The 14,820-nt window shown below is 63.3% G+C and carries 21 protein-coding genes; 13 read left to right on the top strand and 8 right to left on the bottom strand.

Annotated elements, in window-relative coordinates; genetic code table 11:
• Window positions 1-21: 21 nt before the first annotated feature.
• The 3 genes from QZ656_RS10290 to QZ656_RS10280 form a co-directional block, all read right to left on the bottom strand.
• Complete coding sequence (locus tag QZ656_RS10290; protein WP_291993312.1) at window positions 22-573, bottom strand: endo alpha-1,4 polygalactosaminidase; 552 nt, start codon at window positions 571-573, stop codon at window positions 22-24.
• 415 nt (window positions 574-988) lie between these two features.
• Window positions 989-1,237: a terminase large subunit gene (locus tag QZ656_RS10285; protein WP_291993311.1), complete on the bottom strand. Its 249-nt coding sequence runs from the start codon at window positions 1,235-1,237 to the stop codon at window positions 989-991.
• A gap of 116 nt (window positions 1,238-1,353) precedes the next feature.
• A complete protein-coding gene (locus tag QZ656_RS10280) occupies window positions 1,354-1,515 on the bottom strand; it encodes a hypothetical protein (RefSeq protein WP_291993310.1) in 162 nt (53 codons plus the stop codon).
• A gap of 92 nt (window positions 1,516-1,607) precedes the next feature.
• Between QZ656_RS10280 and QZ656_RS10275 the strand changes: the two genes are divergently transcribed.
• Window positions 1,608-1,886, top strand: a complete 279-nt coding sequence (locus QZ656_RS10275; protein WP_291993309.1) for a DUF1778 domain-containing protein — start codon at window positions 1,608-1,610, stop codon at window positions 1,884-1,886.
• Window positions 1,883-2,377 (top strand): GNAT family N-acetyltransferase, encoded by a 495-nt coding sequence (locus tag QZ656_RS10270; RefSeq protein WP_291993308.1) that lies wholly within the window; start codon window positions 1,883-1,885, stop codon window positions 2,375-2,377. The genes QZ656_RS10275 and QZ656_RS10270 overlap by 4 nt, the downstream gene beginning before the upstream one ends.
• 5 nt (window positions 2,378-2,382) lie before the next feature.
• Here QZ656_RS10270 and QZ656_RS10265 read toward each other — a convergent pair whose 3' ends face one another.
• Together QZ656_RS10265 and QZ656_RS10260 are read right to left on the bottom strand one after the other, a co-directional pair.
• The gene (locus tag QZ656_RS10265) at window positions 2,383-2,739 is read right to left on the bottom strand and encodes a P27 family phage terminase small subunit (protein WP_291993307.1); all 357 of its coding nucleotides are present in this window, start codon (window positions 2,737-2,739) and stop codon (window positions 2,383-2,385) included.
• Between the two features lie 479 nt (window positions 2,740-3,218).
• Window positions 3,219-4,439 (bottom strand): PLP-dependent transferase, encoded by a 1,221-nt coding sequence (locus QZ656_RS10260; protein ID WP_291993306.1) that lies wholly within the window; start codon window positions 4,437-4,439, stop codon window positions 3,219-3,221.
• 463 nt (window positions 4,440-4,902) lie between these two features.
• On the opposite strand from QZ656_RS10260, the gene QZ656_RS10255 reads away from it, so the two are divergent.
• The 4 genes from QZ656_RS10255 to QZ656_RS10240 all read left to right on the top strand — a co-directional run bounded on the left by QZ656_RS10255 (window position 4,903) and on the right by QZ656_RS10240 (window position 8,201).
• Window positions 4,903-6,000, top strand: a complete 1,098-nt coding sequence (locus tag QZ656_RS10255; RefSeq protein WP_291993305.1) for an isocitrate/isopropylmalate family dehydrogenase — start codon at window positions 4,903-4,905, stop codon at window positions 5,998-6,000.
• A gap of 98 nt (window positions 6,001-6,098) precedes the next feature.
• Entirely contained in the window at window positions 6,099-6,803 is a 705-nt protein-coding gene (locus tag QZ656_RS10250) for an alpha/beta hydrolase-fold protein (protein WP_291993304.1), read from the top strand.
• A 2-nt stretch (window positions 6,804-6,805) separates the two neighbouring features.
• Complete coding sequence (locus tag QZ656_RS10245) at window positions 6,806-7,312, top strand: YgjP-like metallopeptidase domain-containing protein (protein WP_291993303.1); 507 nt, start codon at window positions 6,806-6,808, stop codon at window positions 7,310-7,312.
• A 124-nt stretch (window positions 7,313-7,436) separates the two neighbouring features.
• Window positions 7,437-8,201: a ParA family protein gene (locus QZ656_RS10240; protein WP_291993302.1), complete on the top strand. Its 765-nt coding sequence runs from the start codon at window positions 7,437-7,439 to the stop codon at window positions 8,199-8,201.
• A gap of 29 nt (window positions 8,202-8,230) precedes the next feature.
• On the opposite strand, the gene QZ656_RS10235 is transcribed toward QZ656_RS10240, so the two are convergent.
• The 3 genes from QZ656_RS10235 to QZ656_RS10225 all read right to left on the bottom strand — a co-directional run bounded on the left by QZ656_RS10235 (window position 8,231) and on the right by QZ656_RS10225 (window position 10,798).
• Window positions 8,231-9,457 (bottom strand): alpha/beta hydrolase, encoded by a 1,227-nt coding sequence (locus QZ656_RS10235; protein ID WP_291993301.1) that lies wholly within the window; start codon window positions 9,455-9,457, stop codon window positions 8,231-8,233.
• Between the two features lie 7 nt (window positions 9,458-9,464).
• Complete coding sequence (locus tag QZ656_RS10230) at window positions 9,465-10,145, bottom strand: 3'-5' exonuclease (protein ID WP_291993300.1); 681 nt, start codon at window positions 10,143-10,145, stop codon at window positions 9,465-9,467.
• A gap of 77 nt (window positions 10,146-10,222) precedes the next feature.
• Window positions 10,223-10,798: a sugar transferase gene (locus QZ656_RS10225; protein ID WP_291993299.1), complete on the bottom strand. Its 576-nt coding sequence runs from the start codon at window positions 10,796-10,798 to the stop codon at window positions 10,223-10,225.
• Between the two features lie 234 nt (window positions 10,799-11,032).
• Between QZ656_RS10225 and QZ656_RS10220 the strand changes: the two genes are divergently transcribed.
• The 7 genes from QZ656_RS10220 (at window position 11,033) to QZ656_RS10190 (ending at window position 14,747) form a co-directional block, all read left to right on the top strand.
• Window positions 11,033-11,257 carry a GDCCVxC domain-containing (seleno)protein gene (locus QZ656_RS10220; RefSeq protein ID WP_291993298.1) on the top strand — a complete coding sequence of 75 codons (225 nt, stop codon included), beginning with the start codon at window positions 11,033-11,035 and terminating at the stop codon, window positions 11,255-11,257.
• A 280-nt stretch (window positions 11,258-11,537) separates the two neighbouring features.
• Window positions 11,538-12,851: an integrase family protein gene (locus QZ656_RS10215; protein WP_291993297.1), complete on the top strand. Its 1,314-nt coding sequence runs from the start codon at window positions 11,538-11,540 to the stop codon at window positions 12,849-12,851.
• Window positions 12,852-12,860: 9 nt separating this feature from the next.
• Window positions 12,861-13,148 (top strand): type II toxin-antitoxin system RelE/ParE family toxin, encoded by a 288-nt coding sequence (locus QZ656_RS10210; protein ID WP_366522160.1) that lies wholly within the window; start codon window positions 12,861-12,863, stop codon window positions 13,146-13,148.
• 10 nt (window positions 13,149-13,158) lie between these two features.
• Entirely contained in the window at window positions 13,159-13,446 is a 288-nt protein-coding gene (locus QZ656_RS10205) for a HigA family addiction module antitoxin (protein ID WP_291993296.1), read from the top strand.
• A gap of 159 nt (window positions 13,447-13,605) precedes the next feature.
• On the top strand, window positions 13,606-14,124 hold the full coding sequence (locus QZ656_RS10200) for a hypothetical protein (RefSeq protein WP_291993295.1): 519 nt from the start codon (window positions 13,606-13,608) through the stop codon (window positions 14,122-14,124).
• A 90-nt stretch (window positions 14,125-14,214) separates the two neighbouring features.
• On the top strand, window positions 14,215-14,394 hold the full coding sequence (locus QZ656_RS10195; RefSeq protein ID WP_291993294.1) for a hypothetical protein: 180 nt from the start codon (window positions 14,215-14,217) through the stop codon (window positions 14,392-14,394).
• Between the two features lie 113 nt (window positions 14,395-14,507).
• Window positions 14,508-14,747 carry a helix-turn-helix domain-containing protein gene (locus QZ656_RS10190; RefSeq protein WP_291993293.1) on the top strand — a complete coding sequence of 80 codons (240 nt, stop codon included), beginning with the start codon at window positions 14,508-14,510 and terminating at the stop codon, window positions 14,745-14,747.
• The last annotated feature ends 73 nt before the right edge of the window (window positions 14,748-14,820 follow it).

The following is a 14,820-nucleotide window of genomic DNA, read 5'->3' as shown; positions in this document are numbered from 1 at the left end:
CGCCGACCAAAAAAGCGGGGGCTACGGGTTCACCGAATACTTACGCAGTGTCTCGATGACGGCAATCAGCCCTTTTTGTTGCGCCGCTTCGTCGATGCCGCTGGCCCGGCGGTACGAATCAAGCGTATCGAGGAAAAAGCCGCGGTAGCCTCTTTCCCAGAGCGGGCCGACGATTGCCTCGGCAACGAAGGTCGGCAGCTCCGGCCAGCTCAGGTCAATGACCTTCGACCCCCAGTCGGTATTGGTGGTCAGCAAGTGCTTGGCCGGAATCGCTGCTGCATGGGCGCGCGAGGGCTGCACTTCGCCGATGGCGATGTAGGCATACAGTTCGCTATAGGGCTTCTTGTAGCGCTTCGGGTCAAAACCGTGATCCGGTTCGACGACGACGATATCAAAGGCCTTGAGTTCTTCCAGCGGCGCGTCGGCACCATAGTGCAGCGCGACCGACGGGGAGACACCCCCCGCCTGGGCGCAGGCCAGCCACCCGAACAGGCCCACAGCAAGCGCGCAGCGCCGCAGCAGCCGCCCAAGGCCGCTAGCACAACCACTGGATTGAATTAGATAGTCACGCATCTCCGCTCGTCACCCATTGCAATCATGCCGCGTCTCGATCTGTGGGGAGTCTAATGCACGCGGTCACCGCGGATCGGGTTTTGTTACAGCGGCGCTGTTGAACGTTCGCTCCTTCTCCTCACACCGGCCACGTCGATGGTGTGATTGTGGTCGCCGCGTGTGCCGTAGATCTGCGTCCGGTGGATTTCGCCGGTGGTGCGCACCCGCCGTAAACAGTCCACGCCGAACGGATGCAGCGCCAGGTCCTCTTTGGCCAGTAGTAGGTTTGGGCGCCGGCCTGTCGATGAATTTGCAAGGCTGGCATCTTGTAGCGGCGCAGCTTACGCGGCCCTGTTCGCTCCCGGGTTGTCGACGTGGACGCTGGTGAGCCACTCATCGGATTCATCGGCGACCAGCGTCTCGCCCGTGGAGAAGGTCATGCGGTACAGGGTCGATCGACCAGAATGTCGGAGACCGCGGTGACGTTGCAAGGCTTGCCCTTTTCATCGAAGACTTGATCGCCGACCTTCAGATCGGCCATGCGCTTGAATCCCGCCGGGGTGGCCTTCAACGTGTCAGCGGCCAGCGCTTTGCCGTTGCCGCGTGGCACCTCGACGTAGGCCCGGCGAAAGCGGCGCTTGCCATCAGGCTTCACCCAGCCAAAGAGGGTGGTCAGGATGAACAACTGCCACGGCTCCAGAGTAATTGGCTGTCCTGCGAGCGGTCCCTTGACGTGCGGCAGACGCTCGATGAAGGCGCACAGGTTGTCGGCAGGCCGAAAACTGCGGCCCCGCTTGTCGGTCAGCGTCGGGTTGAAGTGGTATTGGGACTGTCCTTGCCTTTGAAGCGTGCCAGATCTTCGAGTTGCCGCTGGCAGGCCTCGCGCACCCACTTGCCGGTCGAGATTTTGCCGGTCACGACAGCCTTGGCGTACTGGTGGGCGGTGGTAGCGTAAGAACTCAAGGATCAGTCTCGGGCTTCGTGGTGTATTGACAACAGATACACGTCGCCATACGATAAGTGTGTTTTTTGTGTATGCATCAAAGGAGAAACTCATGCGTGACGCCGCCATCAACTTGCGAGCACTTCCCGAGCAGCGGGACCTGATTGATCACGCCGCGCAGTTGCTCGGCAAGAACCGTTCGGACTTCATGCTCGAAGCCGCCTGCGACAAAGCTCAGTCGGTGGTGATCGATCAGGTGTTCTTCGGTCTCGATGCCGGCAGGTTCCGGCAGTTCACCGCCATGCTCGACGCGTCTCCTGCCGACAATCCCGGACTTGAACGTCTGATGGCGGTCAAGGCGCCTTGGGAAGCAGACGCCACCAAGGCATGAACCTTTCGCTGAGCGCAGCGCAACCCCTGTTGGCTGCCCATCATCTGGATACATTCGACTGCGGCGAAGCCGTACTCGACGACTGGCTGAAACGCCGGGCGATGGCCAACCAGCTGAGCGGCGCCAGCCGCACGTTCGTGGTGGCCGATCGGGAGCAGCACGTCTACGGTTACTACGCTATGGCGGCAGGAGCGGTTTCGCACCATACAGCCACGAGTTCCGTGCGTCGCAACATGCCGGACCCCGTTCCGGTGATGGTACTGGCCCGGCTCGCCGTCGATCATCGTGCCCAGGGGATCAAGCTCGGCGCTTCCTTGCTGCAGGACGCCGTCAAGCGGGTGGCGATTGTGTCGCAAAACGCCGGGGTCAGAGCCCTGCTGGTGCACGCGATCAATGACCAGGCGAAGCAGTTCTACGAGCACTACGGCTTTCAGATTTCGCCGGTGCATCCCATGACGCTGATGCTGCGTTTGAGCCGCGTCGTTTCCTGAGCGCATCAACCGGCAATCTCCGACCAGGGATCCGACTCGGTCGTCGATTCCGCGGGTAGCGAGATGCGCAAGCGCGCCGCCGGGGTGAATCCCATCTCGGCCTCGTAGCCCTTCATCTCCAACGCCAGATCCCGGATCACGTCCATCAATGGCGAGCGCCGCAGGATGCCGCTGGGCGTCTTGATGATTATCCCCGAGACGCCGGCGCGATTGATCTTGGAGAGTGCCTCGCGGTACTTCGGCCTCCGGCGGACAGCGAGGCCGGGGAGAAGAATGGCCCGGAGAGAGTGAAGACGCCCAAATCCGGGCGCAGGCGGGAAACCCCGAAGTCCACAGCAACCCGCACGAACCCGCGTAAACACGCCGCAGTAGGCAAAAAAAGACCAACCCGATGAGGGGTTGGTCTTCTTGTTTGGTGGGCCCGCAGGGACTTGAACCCTGGACCAAAGGATTATGCTTACCACTACGGCTTTCGCCGCCTCTTTCGAGTTTGTGGTCTGGACTATACCTTCCCGTTACAGGCTGGCCGTCTAGTCTCTACACCTTCCCCCGTTGTCGTCTGGGGCTTGGCTCGGTATTGGCTTCTCCCGAAGGTCTTAGCTTCCACCGAATTTGACCAGTTCTACCCGCCACCAGCGTGTGACTGGTCACGGGCAACCCATGCCAAGCAGCCACCCATCGTCGATGTACAGGCTGCTCACGCTAAGTCCTCTGCTCTAACCAACTGAGCTACAGGCCCGGGACGGTATTCTACAGACTTCCGGCGCGCTGGCGAGCATCGACGAGCCGCGTCGCGGCGCTCGGCGGCGGCACCATCGACGCCATCGCTGGCCCGTGCCGCTCAGGAGCGCGCGTCGCCGGCTGCTTTGACTTCGGCCTCGATGAGGCAGCTTTCGATACGTTCGGTGGTCTGCTCGATATCCTCGTCGAGGCCGATCGAAAAGCGGATCAAGCCCTCACGCAAGCCCGCGGCTTCGCGCTCTGCGGGCGGGATTTCGGACGAGGTGCTGTGGCCCGGGGTGTTGAACAGCGTCTTGAAGTAGCCGAGGCTGACGGCCAGGTAGCCGACCTTGTCGCGCTGCATCAGCGTCATCAGGCGGTTGGCGGCGGCGAGGTCGCCGGCGTCCAGCGTCAGCATGCCGCCGCAGCCGTAGCCGGGGTTCATCAGCCGCGCCAGCAAGTCATGATGCGGATGGCTGGCCAGCCCCGGGTAGTGCACGGCGTGCCCCAGCGCTTCCAGCCGGCTGGCCAGGTAGAGCGCGTTGGCGCCGTGCTGACGGAGGCGGATGTGCAGGCTGTGCAGGTTCTTCAGGATGCTCGCCGCGCGCGTGCTGTCGAGGACCGGCCCAAGGAGCATGCTTGGACCGGCATTGATGTCGGTCAGGCGGCCAATGAAGTCGCGTGACGAGACGACGCAGCCGGCAACGCAGTCGCTGGTGCCGTTGACGAACTTGGTCAGGCTATGGACGACAATGTCGGCGCCGTGACGCAGCGGCGACAGGATCATCGGCGTGAAGGTGTTGTCGACCACCAGCTGCGCGCCCTGGTCGTGCGCGATGGCGGCCAGCGCCGGCAGGTCGCTGACTTCGAGCAGGGGGTTGCTGAGCGACTCGCAGTACAGCACACGCGTACGCGGCGTCATTGCCGCGCGCACCGCGTCGTGATCGCGGAGGTCGACGAAGCGCGTGTTGACGCCGAAGCGTGGCAGCAGGTTCTTGAGCAGCGCGTAGGTGCCGCCGTAGATGCTGCGGCCGCAGACAATCTCGTCGCCAGCGCTGCAGAGGGTCATCAGCGTGGTGCTGATGGCGCCCATCCCGGAGGCCATGACTTGCGCCGCCTGGCCGTCTTCCATGCGCTCCAGGGCGCTGGCGAGGTATTTGTTGGTTGGATTGAAATGTCGCGAGTAGAGGAAGCAGCCTTCGATCTCGTGTTCGAACAACTCCTCCATTCGTTCCGGGCTCAGGAAGGTATAGGTTGAGGAGTCGGTGATCGATGGATTGACGTCGCCGAACTCACCGAATACCAGGTAATCCTGGACGCGCGATGCTGGACTGAAAGCCATGCTGATGCCCTCCGGATGATGATCGAAAGGCAACCGTAGCACGTGCCCGGTGGCGCGTGCAAAACGCCTGCGCGTTGTCCGCCGGCGGGCGCTGTTCTGCGGCGCGCCGGCGCCAGTGGCCGCGCCGAACTTGCCGATGACGAGCATGTAAACACGTGTCGTGAAGGCCTTTGGCGCGTCGGGTCGGCGTTTTGTGGTGCGCCGCTAGCGCTGTCGAGTAACGCACCGGCCACCCCGGATCTGCAAAAAAAATCGCCAACGTAATAAAAACTCTTGACCACGCCGCACATTTTCCTTATCAATGGGCGGCGCCAAGCACTGCCATGGTGATTTCCCGGACGACGCTGCCACCGGGATTGATCGCCGTTGGCGGTGCAGCCGTCTCGGCCGCTTCGCCGGGATCCTTCGCTGCCGGCTTCGCCAGTCGACCTTTGCACTTTCAGGACAATGGAAAGAAGTGAGCATGGACAGAAGAGATTTGCATTTTCAGATCGCTGTTGTTCCTGGAGACGGAATCGGGCCGGAAGTCATGGCCGCGTGCCTGCAGGTTCTCGAGGTGCTGCAGGAGCGTTTCGGCGGCGCCAGCGTCGAGTTTCTACACATCGCTGCGGGCGCCGGCCACTACCAGAAAACGGGCATCGCCTTTTCCGACGAAAGCATGCGCGCGTGCCAGCGGGCCGATGCGATCCTGTTCGGCGCGGTCGGCCTGCCCGACGTCCGCTACCCGGACGGAACGGAAATCGCCACGCACTTCGACCTGCGCGCGGAACTGGGTCTGTACGCCGGCTTGCACCCGATCCGCAGCTATCCGCGTTTGCCGCGCCTCCTCGCCGACAAGCGCGCCAGTGCCATCGACCTGGTCGTCGTGCGCGAGCTGAGCGAAGGCCTGCTTTACTCGCGCGGTCGTGGCACCGTCGACAGTGACACGGTGGCCAGAGAAACGATGGTGATCACGCGTGACGGCAGCCGCCGGGTGTCGGAGTTTGCTTTTCGCGTCGCCAGCCGGCGTGCCACGGGCAAGCGGCGAGTCGGCAAGGTCACTTGCGTCGGCCAGGCCAACGTGCTGTCGTCGATGGCTTTTTTCCGCAAGGTCTTCGGCGAAGTCGCTGCCGGTTATCCCGCGGTCGACGCCGAGTACGGTTACGTCGACGCGATGGCAGCGAAGCTCGTCAAGTCGCCGTGGGAGTTCGACGTTCTGGTCGCCGAGAATTCTTGCGGTGGCGCATTTTCGAGCCTCGCTGCGGCGCTTGCCGGTAGTCTCTCGCTGGCGCCGACGGCCGACATCGGCGACCAGCATGCCGTCTTTCAGCCCGCGCACGGCAGCGCACCGGATATCGCCGGCCGCGACGTCGCCAACCCGGTGGCGCAGATTCTCTCGGCGGCGCTGATGCTCGACTGGCTGGCCGACCAGCACGCCGAACCGCGGCTGGCGCACGCCGCACGAATCCTGGAAAGCGCCGTCGACAAGGCGATGTCGGTGATCTACCCGATAGCTCTCGGCGGTCAGGACGGCACCAGGGCGATCACCAAAGCGGTCATCGCGCACCTCCGCAAAGCCTGATCTTCGGCACGGCTCTGGCGCTGGCGACCGCCAGCGCGTCGAGAAAACCGGGCAGGCTGCTAAAATGGCGGTCGTTTACCTGAATCAGGAGTCATTCGATGACCGCAGCAGTTACCCAAGCCGCCGATCTACTACTGCCCGCTGTAGAACGTCAAACCGGCGAGTCCCCCAAATGCGCGGTGATCTGGTTGCACGGGCTGGGCGCCGATGGGCACGACTTCGAGCCCATCGTCGACGAGTTCGATTTCGACCAGTTGCCAGCGCTGCGCTTCGTTTTCCCGCATGCGCCGATGCGCGCGGTGACGATCAATGGCGGCATGGTGATGCGCGCCTGGTACGACATCGTCTCGCCCGATTTTTCGCCGGGTCGTGAGGAAGCCACCGGCGTTCGCGAGTCGGCGCGACAAGTCGAAGCGCTAATTGCCCGCGAGAACGAGCGCGGCATTCCCGACTCACGGATCGTCCTGGCGGGTTTTTCGCAGGGCGGCGTCATTGCCCTGCATGCTGGCTTGCGGCATGGCCAGCGGCTGGCCGGCATCCTGGCGCTGTCGTGCTATCTGCCGATGGCCGATACCCTGGCTGCCGAGGCGCATGCCGCCAACCGCGACGTGCCGATCTTCATGGCGCACGGACAGAACGATGGCGTCATTCCCCACGACTTTGGCAAGCGCAGCTGCAAGCTGCTGAAGGCCGAGAAATACGCCGTCGACTGGCATACCTACGCCACCGAACACTCGGTGTGCATGGAAGAGTTGCGCGATATCGAAGCCTGGTTGCATCAAGTCCTGGCCAAAGCCTGCTGAGCGTGCTGCCGCTGCGCTATCTGGCGGGCTATCCGGAGCATCTGCAGCAGCAGGTTCGCGCGGCAATCGAGCACGGTCAGCTGGCGACGATGCTGCGCAGCCGCTATCCGGGTACGCACGCGGTACGTTGCGACAGCGCGCTGTACGACTACACGCTGGCGCTCAAGAGCCGTTTTCTGGGCAAGGTCGAAACGCCGGCCAGGGTGCTGTTCGACAGCCGCCTGCAGCTGACGGCCAATGCCCTGGGGGTCAATGGCAAGTTGCCACGCGTCCAGGGCAGCAAGATCAAGTGGAAACGCGAGATCCGCGTCGCCAGCGTTTTCAAGGAAGCGCCGCCCGAGTTCTTGCGGATGATCGTCGTGCACGAACTGGCGCACCTCAAGGAGCGCGAACACGACCGCGCTTTCTACCAGCTGTGCACGCACATGGAGCCAGCGTATCAGCAGCTCGAATTCGATCTGCGTCTCTATCTGACGCAGCGCGAGCTCGACGGCGCGTCTGGCGCCTGACGCTGGCGACATTTCCGAAGCCGCAGCGGCGCCTTTTCCGCCGCTCCGCACGCCGCGCGCTTTCCCGGACGTCGACTAAAGACTACACTCTCGGCTAATCCTTACATCCCTAGGGGGGAATGTCATGCGCCGAGTGGTCTTCAATCAGAAAGGCGGTGTGGGTAAATCGACCATTGCCTGCAACCTCGCCGCCGTCGGCGCCGCGCGCGGGCGACGGACGCTGCTGATCGACCTCGACGCGCAGGCCAATTCCTCGCGCTACCTCCTCGGTCAGGCGCTGCAGCAGCAGGACAAGACGCTCGCAAACTTCTTCGATGACCTGCTTGGCTACAAGCTTTTCCCCGAGCCGCTGGAGGCGTACATCGTCCATACGCCTTTCGCCAATCTCGACATACTGCCGTCTGATGCACGGCTCGAGGAACTGCAGTTCAAGCTCGAGTCGCGCTACAAGATGTACAAGTTGCGTGAGTCGCTCGACAAGCTGCGTGCCTACGACGACGTTTTCATCGATACGCCGCCGGCGCTGAACTTCTTCACGCGTTCGGCGCTGATCGCCGCCGATACCTGCCTGATTCCTTTCGATTGCGACGACTTCTCGCGGCAGGCGCTGTACACGCTGCTCGACAGCGTGCGCGAAATCAGGAGCGACCACAACCGCGAACTGCGCGTCGAAGGCATCGTCGTCAACCACTTCCAGGCACGCGCCAAGCTGCCGCTTCTCCTGGTCGACGAATTGCGCGCCGAGGGACTACCGATCCTCGACGCTTTCCTGTCGGCGTCGATCAAGATCCGTGAGTCGCACCATCAAGCCTTGCCGATGATCCATCTCGATCCGCGGCACAAGCTGAGCGGCGAGTTCGGCGCGCTCTACGATCTGCTGTCGAATTGAGCCGCGTGCCGGCGCCATCTGGCGGGCCGTCAGGGAATTTCTTGCTGTAGCGGTGGCTCGAGCGCGCCGACCCAGTCGCTGATCTGCCGATAGACGCGCGCATCGGTGAGCATTCGCAGGTGACCGAGCTTGCCGACGCTGGCGCACTGCACGTCGCCGTCGATGGCGTGCGCGGTGGCGCTGCCGAGCGTCACCATGCCGTCACCGAAGACGTTGCCGACGCGATAAGTGCTGTCTGCTGCCAGGCTCGAGCCGAGAAAGCGGAAAGCGATGTGCTCGTGCGCGGGATCACGGCTCGGCGCGCCAGGGCCGTGCCGGAGGTCCTTGATTCCCTGGCTGCGCGCGGCGGCGATCTTGCCGAGCGGCGCGGTGATCTTCGACACGTTCAGCGCCGTATTGGTTAGGTGACCGAGGCGCTCGACCGGCGAACCGAGGTTCGGCGAGCCGAGGCAAATCAGCATCCGCGTCGATTGCGGCCAATGCATCGCGGCCGCGGCGGCGTGCTCGCACGCCGACAGCGCGACCAGCCCGCCCATGCTGTGGGCGATCAGCAGCAGTTCGCTGGCTGGCTGCGGCCACGCCGCCAGCAGCTCTTCGAGGATGGCGGCCAGCTGCGCGCCATTGCGAACAATCGGCAGGCCGCTGTTGTAGCGCAGGTAAACCGGCGTGCACGCGAAATCGGCGTGCAGTTGCCGGCCAAAATGACATTGCGCCGTACTCGCGCGATCGTCGGCATCCCAGGAATGTTCGTCGCAACCGAGGCCGTGGACGAAAACACACAGGCGCTTGCCGGCGTCGGGGAAAGCGCCGCGCAGCGTTGCCGCGTCGAGTGCAATCGCCGCGCCGTCGACGTAAATCGCCATCGGCACCGCCAGGACGTTGTTGCTGGCCGCCAGATGATCGCCGAACGCGCCGTTCAGCGCGCTGCGCAGGCCAGTAGCGAGGCGTCCGGGTGGTTTGCCAGGTGGCCGGCCGCTGCCGCGCTTCTCGACCAGCGACGCGGCGGCGAGCAAGCCGCCACTGCCGTGGTGGATGGCGCCGTAGACGCCGGCGGCGATCGTGTCGTGGGCGCTGCGAACGAGCTGCGCCGGCGCCGACAGCAGTGGAATCCGGCTCAGGATGTCGAAATAGGTGTCGGCGATGGCGCTGTGCATTTCCTGGACGCGCCGGGCCGTTTGCTGCACGGCGGTTTTCGCGGCGTCGCTGTAGCCGGTGCGCGCTAGCGGCGCGCTGGATTTTGTCTGGTCGCCTGGCATGGCTACTTTACGCACTGTCGGGTGCTTGTGGCGGCACTCGGCGCCGATCGTCGCGGTCGTCTGCGACGTCGATCATGGGTGCAACGGCCCGGCCGTTCTGCAGCCAGGCGCGGTAAATTCGCAACGCCACTTGTGCGTCGTCGGCGGCGTAGAGCTTCTGCCGCTCACTCAGGCGTGCCGTTGCCCAGTTGCTGGTACCGATCTTCTTCGACTTCTGCAGCGTCTGCGCGAAGAAATGCGCCACCGCCACTTTGGCCCCGACCGTACCGCGATGCCCCGGGCCGCGCAGCACCTCACCAAGGTCAACGACGTTGCGCGTCTCGATTCGCAGCTTCGATTGCAGCGCTCGCCGATCATTGCCCAGGCCAAATCCGACCTTCAAGACGCGCGAAGACTCGAGAACTGCTCGCAACGCGTCGTTGCCGTGCGATCGCGAAATTGGGAACAGGTAGACGCGCGTGTCGGTAGCCAACTGCACCAAATGCGGACCCGTCGAGGCTTCGCCCTTGTGAAAGGTGGGCTTCGACTCGCTATCGAAGCCGATGGCGTCGCTGGCCAGCAATTCCTCGCCAGCCTCGCTGCACGCCGCTTCGCAATCGAGCAGGCGCACGTCGGCGAGGGCAATGCCCGGATACGCGGGAAACGCCGCGGCCCGCAGCGAGCCTCGGTTCAAGACGACATCAGTCAATTCGACACGCTACTTTCCCGGGTTTCCCCGCCGAGACCCCGGCAGCGCCTGCACGTTGCGGCGGTCGAGGAAATCAATCAATGAGCGACGCCTTCGCGACGCAGCACCTTGCGCATCGTCAGCCAGACGATGCGCATATCCAGCCAAAACGATCGCTGCTGCAGGTAGGCGACGTCGAACGCGACCTTTTCGGGCAGCGGCAACTCGTCGCGGCCATTGACCTGCGCCCAGCCGGTCAAGCCCGGCAGCAACTCGTCGATGCCGCGCTCGCTACGCAGGGCGATCAGGTCGTGCTGGTTGTAAAGCGCCGGGCGCGGCCCGACAAAGCTCATGTCGCCGGCAAGGATACTCCACAACTGCGGCAATTCGTCGAGACTCGAGCGCCGCAGGAAGGAGCCGATCGGCGTCAGAAAGCTTGCCGGATCGGCGAGCAGATGCGTCGCCACCGCCGGTGTGCCAAGCCGCATGCTACGAAATTTGGGCATCCTGAAAATGCGGTTGTGGCGGCCGACGCGATCCGACCAGTACAGGGCCGGTCCGCGAGACGTCAGCTTCACCGCCACGGCGACCAGACAAACCGGCAGCAACAGCAGCACCGCCGCCAGACACGCGAGCGACAGGTCAACGAGACGCTTGAGGAGAAAATTTTTCATGCGATACGACGATCCGGAATCCCGATTTCCATCGACGAGAAGGGAAATCGGGCGATTGCTGGGGGCGGCCCGGCACAGCAGCTGCGTGCGTGACCGGAGAGCGACTTTACCATGCCGGGGTATCGCCTATCCGCGCTTTGCCGTCGATCACGCGACACCGCAGCGCTAGGCGACCGCATTTCCGTTCCGACGGGGCTGCCGGCGACAATGAAACGCCACTGACCGGAGATCCCCGTGACGCCTGTTCTTGAATCGACACTCACCTGTCCGGCATGCGGCTACGTCAAAACCGAGCAGATGCCCACCGACGCGTGTCAGTGGTTCTACGAATGCACCGCGTGCCAGTTGCTGCTGCGGCCCAAGCCTGGCCATTGTTGCGTCTTCTGCTCCTACGGCAGCGTGCCGTGTCCGCCGATGCAACTTTCTGGCGGCGCGTGCTGTTCGCCGGACGGGGCGTAGCTGTTGGCGGCTGGCCAACAAAAAGCCCCGGTCTTTGGCCGAGGCATCGTGTCTATTTCTTGGTGGAGACAGGCGGGATCGAACCGCCGACCTTCTGATTGCGAATCTGCAGTTCTACACGTTTTTCTATGTTGAAGGGGATTCGAGAGAAGCATAAAAACTACGCGCAAACAGGTGTTTAGTGCGACTTGGCGTTGCTTGACGTTGAAGCGAATTGCTATAATTTGGCTACATGGTGGCTACATGAATTCTCCGTGTAGCCAAGACAGGAGCCAACAGCATGAACCGCGAACGCCTGACGCCCGACCGTATCCGCCGCCTGAAGCTGCCCGCCGAAGTGGCGCAAGCCTTCCTCTGGGACACCGACGCGCCGCGCCTGGCCGTTCGCGTGACTGTCGGTAGCAAGGCGTTCATCTTTGAGTCCAAGCTGAACCGGCGAACCGTCCGCACGACGATAGGCGACGTGCTCGCGTGGAATCTCGACGACGCCCGCAACGAGGCGCGCCGCCTACAGACGACGATCGACCAAGGCATGGACCCGCGCCAAGAGAAGGCCGATCGAATCGCCGCGGTAGAGGCCAAGCGGGAAGAAGCAAAGCGCATCAAAGCGCCAGCGCTGGAAGCGTGGCAGGCGTACATCGAAGCGCGCCGCGCGAGCTGGAGTGCGCGTCATCTTCTCGAACATGAAACCGTGGCCAAGGAGGGCGGCGAGCATCGCGGGCAAGGCCGCAGGCGTGGCGAGAGTGACAAAACCCTACCGGGCATCCTGCGCCCCTTGCTGGTTCTTCCACTGGAGCAGATCGACGCCGACCGCGTGCGCGCTTGGCTGAGAGACGAGGCAACGCATCGCCCGACCTACGCGCGCCTTGCGTTTGCATTGCTACGCGCCTTCCTGAACTGGTGCAGCGACCGCCCCGAGTACCGCGGCTGGGCGCACGCCGACGCGTGCCTTACCCGCATTGCCCGCGACGAACTGCCGAAGAAGAGCGCGAAGGATGATTGCTTACAGCGTGAGCAGTTGCCCGCGTGGTTCGCTGCTGTGCGCCAGATACAGAACCCGGTAATCGCTGCCTACCTGCAAACCGCCCTGCTTACTGGAGCGCGCCGGGAAGAGGTAGCGGGTATCCGGTGGGAAGATGTCGATTTCCAGTGGAAGGCCCTGACCATCAAGGACAAGGTCGACGGCGAGCGCACCATTCCGCTGACTCCCTATGCTGCCGCATTGCTGGCCGCGCTGCCGCGCCGCAATGAGTGGGTATTCTCCAGCCCTGCCGCGGCATCTGGCAGGCTGCAGGAGCCGCGCATTCAGCACAACAAAGCCCTGACCGCCGCCGGCTTGCCGGCACTCTCGCTGCACGGCCTGCGCCGCTCGTTCGGCACTCTGGCTGAGTGGGTGGAGTGCCCCGCCGGGGTGTCAGCGCAAATCATGGGGCACAAGCCGAGCGCGACCGCCGAGAAGCATTACCGCGTTCGGCCACTCGACCTGCTGCGTAAGTGGCACACGACGATAGAGGCCTGGATTCTGACCGAAGCAGGCATCGAGCAGCCCGGCGAATCCGACGCGGGTTTGCGTGTCGTGCGGAATCAATTGTAAAGCGGCGATATACAGACTAGGATTACTTCGTTCCGCCACAAAGGGCTGGAAGCGTTCTTCCGCTCTGGCACGCAAGCCGGCATACAGCCGATTCACGCCAAGCGCCTACGGGAAATGCTGGCCGCCCTGCACGCCGCCGCCGCGCCTGACGACCTGGCCCGCCCTTCCTGGCGTCTGCATGGCCTGTCCGGCAAGCTCGCCGGCTTTCATGCGATGACGGTTCAGGCGAATTGGCGGCTGGTTTTCCGGTTCGACGGAACGGACGTGGAGCTGCTCGACTACATCGACTATCAGTGAGGCCCGACACATGGACATGCACAACCCCGCGCCCCCCGGCGACCTGCTCGCCGGCTGGCTGGACGACCTCGACATGAGCGTGACTGCGTTCGCTGCACACGTGGGCATCAGCCGCGTCATGCTACTATCTCGCATCCTGCACGGACACGCCGCCATCACCGCCGATATGGACCTGCGCTTGCACGAAGCATTGGGCACGTCGCCGGGCTACTGGCTACGGCTGCAGGCACAACGCGACTTGTGGACCGCTGGTGAGCGTGCCAAGGAACGCGCCCCGGTCGCACGACTCGCCGCCTGACCGAGTTTGCCGCGCTTATCCCGACGGGAAGCAAAAACCGGGACGCTCTTGTCTCGCGGGCAAGATTCCTCAACGATAGGCCAAGCCTGAGGGAGACACCATGAACGTCGCAGTCATCACTTATGCGCACTTCTGCCAAATGCATCCAGGAGTCGGCACATGACGAACGCGCCTCGCTGGCGATTTCCGCCGATCCTTTGGCGCAAAGTCTGTGGAGCACTGGACGCGCTTAGCAGCCTAGGCCACGAAGAAACCATGGATTTGTTGGCGCGCTATCGGCGGAATCGTTGCAAGCGGATAGCGACCCAAGGTGTTCTCAATCCTCGTGCTTGGGTTGATGGACTTGAGCCGATTCCTTTTGCACACCAGCGGGCGATCGAGCGGCTGGATGAAGCCTTTGAAGAGTTGCACCACTACAGGGATGGGGGCGCCGGTGACTATAGCGCCATCGGCGTTGAGAGCGAGATCAATCGGCGCCGCGCGCAGCAACCGAGGAAGAGTAGCCACGAGCACGGGGAGATTTGCGCCTGGATGCGCCGCAAGGGGTACGAAGCCAGCGACGACAAGAGGACACTGATAGCAGATGCGGTAAGTTTTTTTGGAACCAGCGAGTCGACCGTTCGTAGGGCCATCCGCGCCGGCGGTCTTGCCCGGAAAAAGCGAACTGCTGTCACTTAGCGGCTGATGACAATTTAGGGCGCTTTAATCTGTTCGCCTACGGTGTTTCGCGTTGAAGCACCGAGGTTTTCCACCTTGGAGAACCAGCGAATGGAAAGCAACAAGACTGAAAAGTACGAACTGAGCGCCGAGCAGTTCGCCGCTTTGAATCAAGTCAAGGCACAAACGGTGCGCGCCCGGCTTTGCCGCACGGGCGCATACTTCGGCGTGGTTCCGTTGAAGCTGGCGAACGGACGGCTGGCTTGGCCTGCTGTTCAGGTGGCGAAATGAAAACGCTCCCGAACCAAACAGCATCCGAGAGCGCCCCAAGCAAGCGCCATCATAACCCGAGAAGCGCCTCCCCTCACACTTCGCTGCCGATCGTCACCGGGAAATGCGCACAGATGCTCGGAATCATCCGCGAGCAAGGCCCGGTCCCGAGCTTCGAGCTGACGGCGAACCGTGCCATCCCCAAAGCCGCGGCGCGCATTCACGGCCTGCGTGCAAGAGGGTTTAACGTCCTGACGGTGATCCTGGCGGAGTTTGAATTCCGCTGCACCGTCCGCCGCAACGTCGCCATATACTCGATGGGCACACCGGAATGGCCGGCGCCCGGCTTCCTTGAAACAAGAGGGTGTCGGTGATGCGTGACGATAGCCGCCATCAGGCTTGGCGTGTAGCGCATCAGCTCGCCTTGCTGATTCCAATCCGCCCCGC

The sequence above is a fragment of the Candidatus Accumulibacter sp. ACC003 genome, from assembly GCF_907163085.1.
Classification (GTDB): domain Bacteria; phylum Pseudomonadota; class Gammaproteobacteria; order Burkholderiales; family Rhodocyclaceae; genus Accumulibacter.
This window is presented reverse-complemented; position numbering and strand designations above follow the sequence as displayed.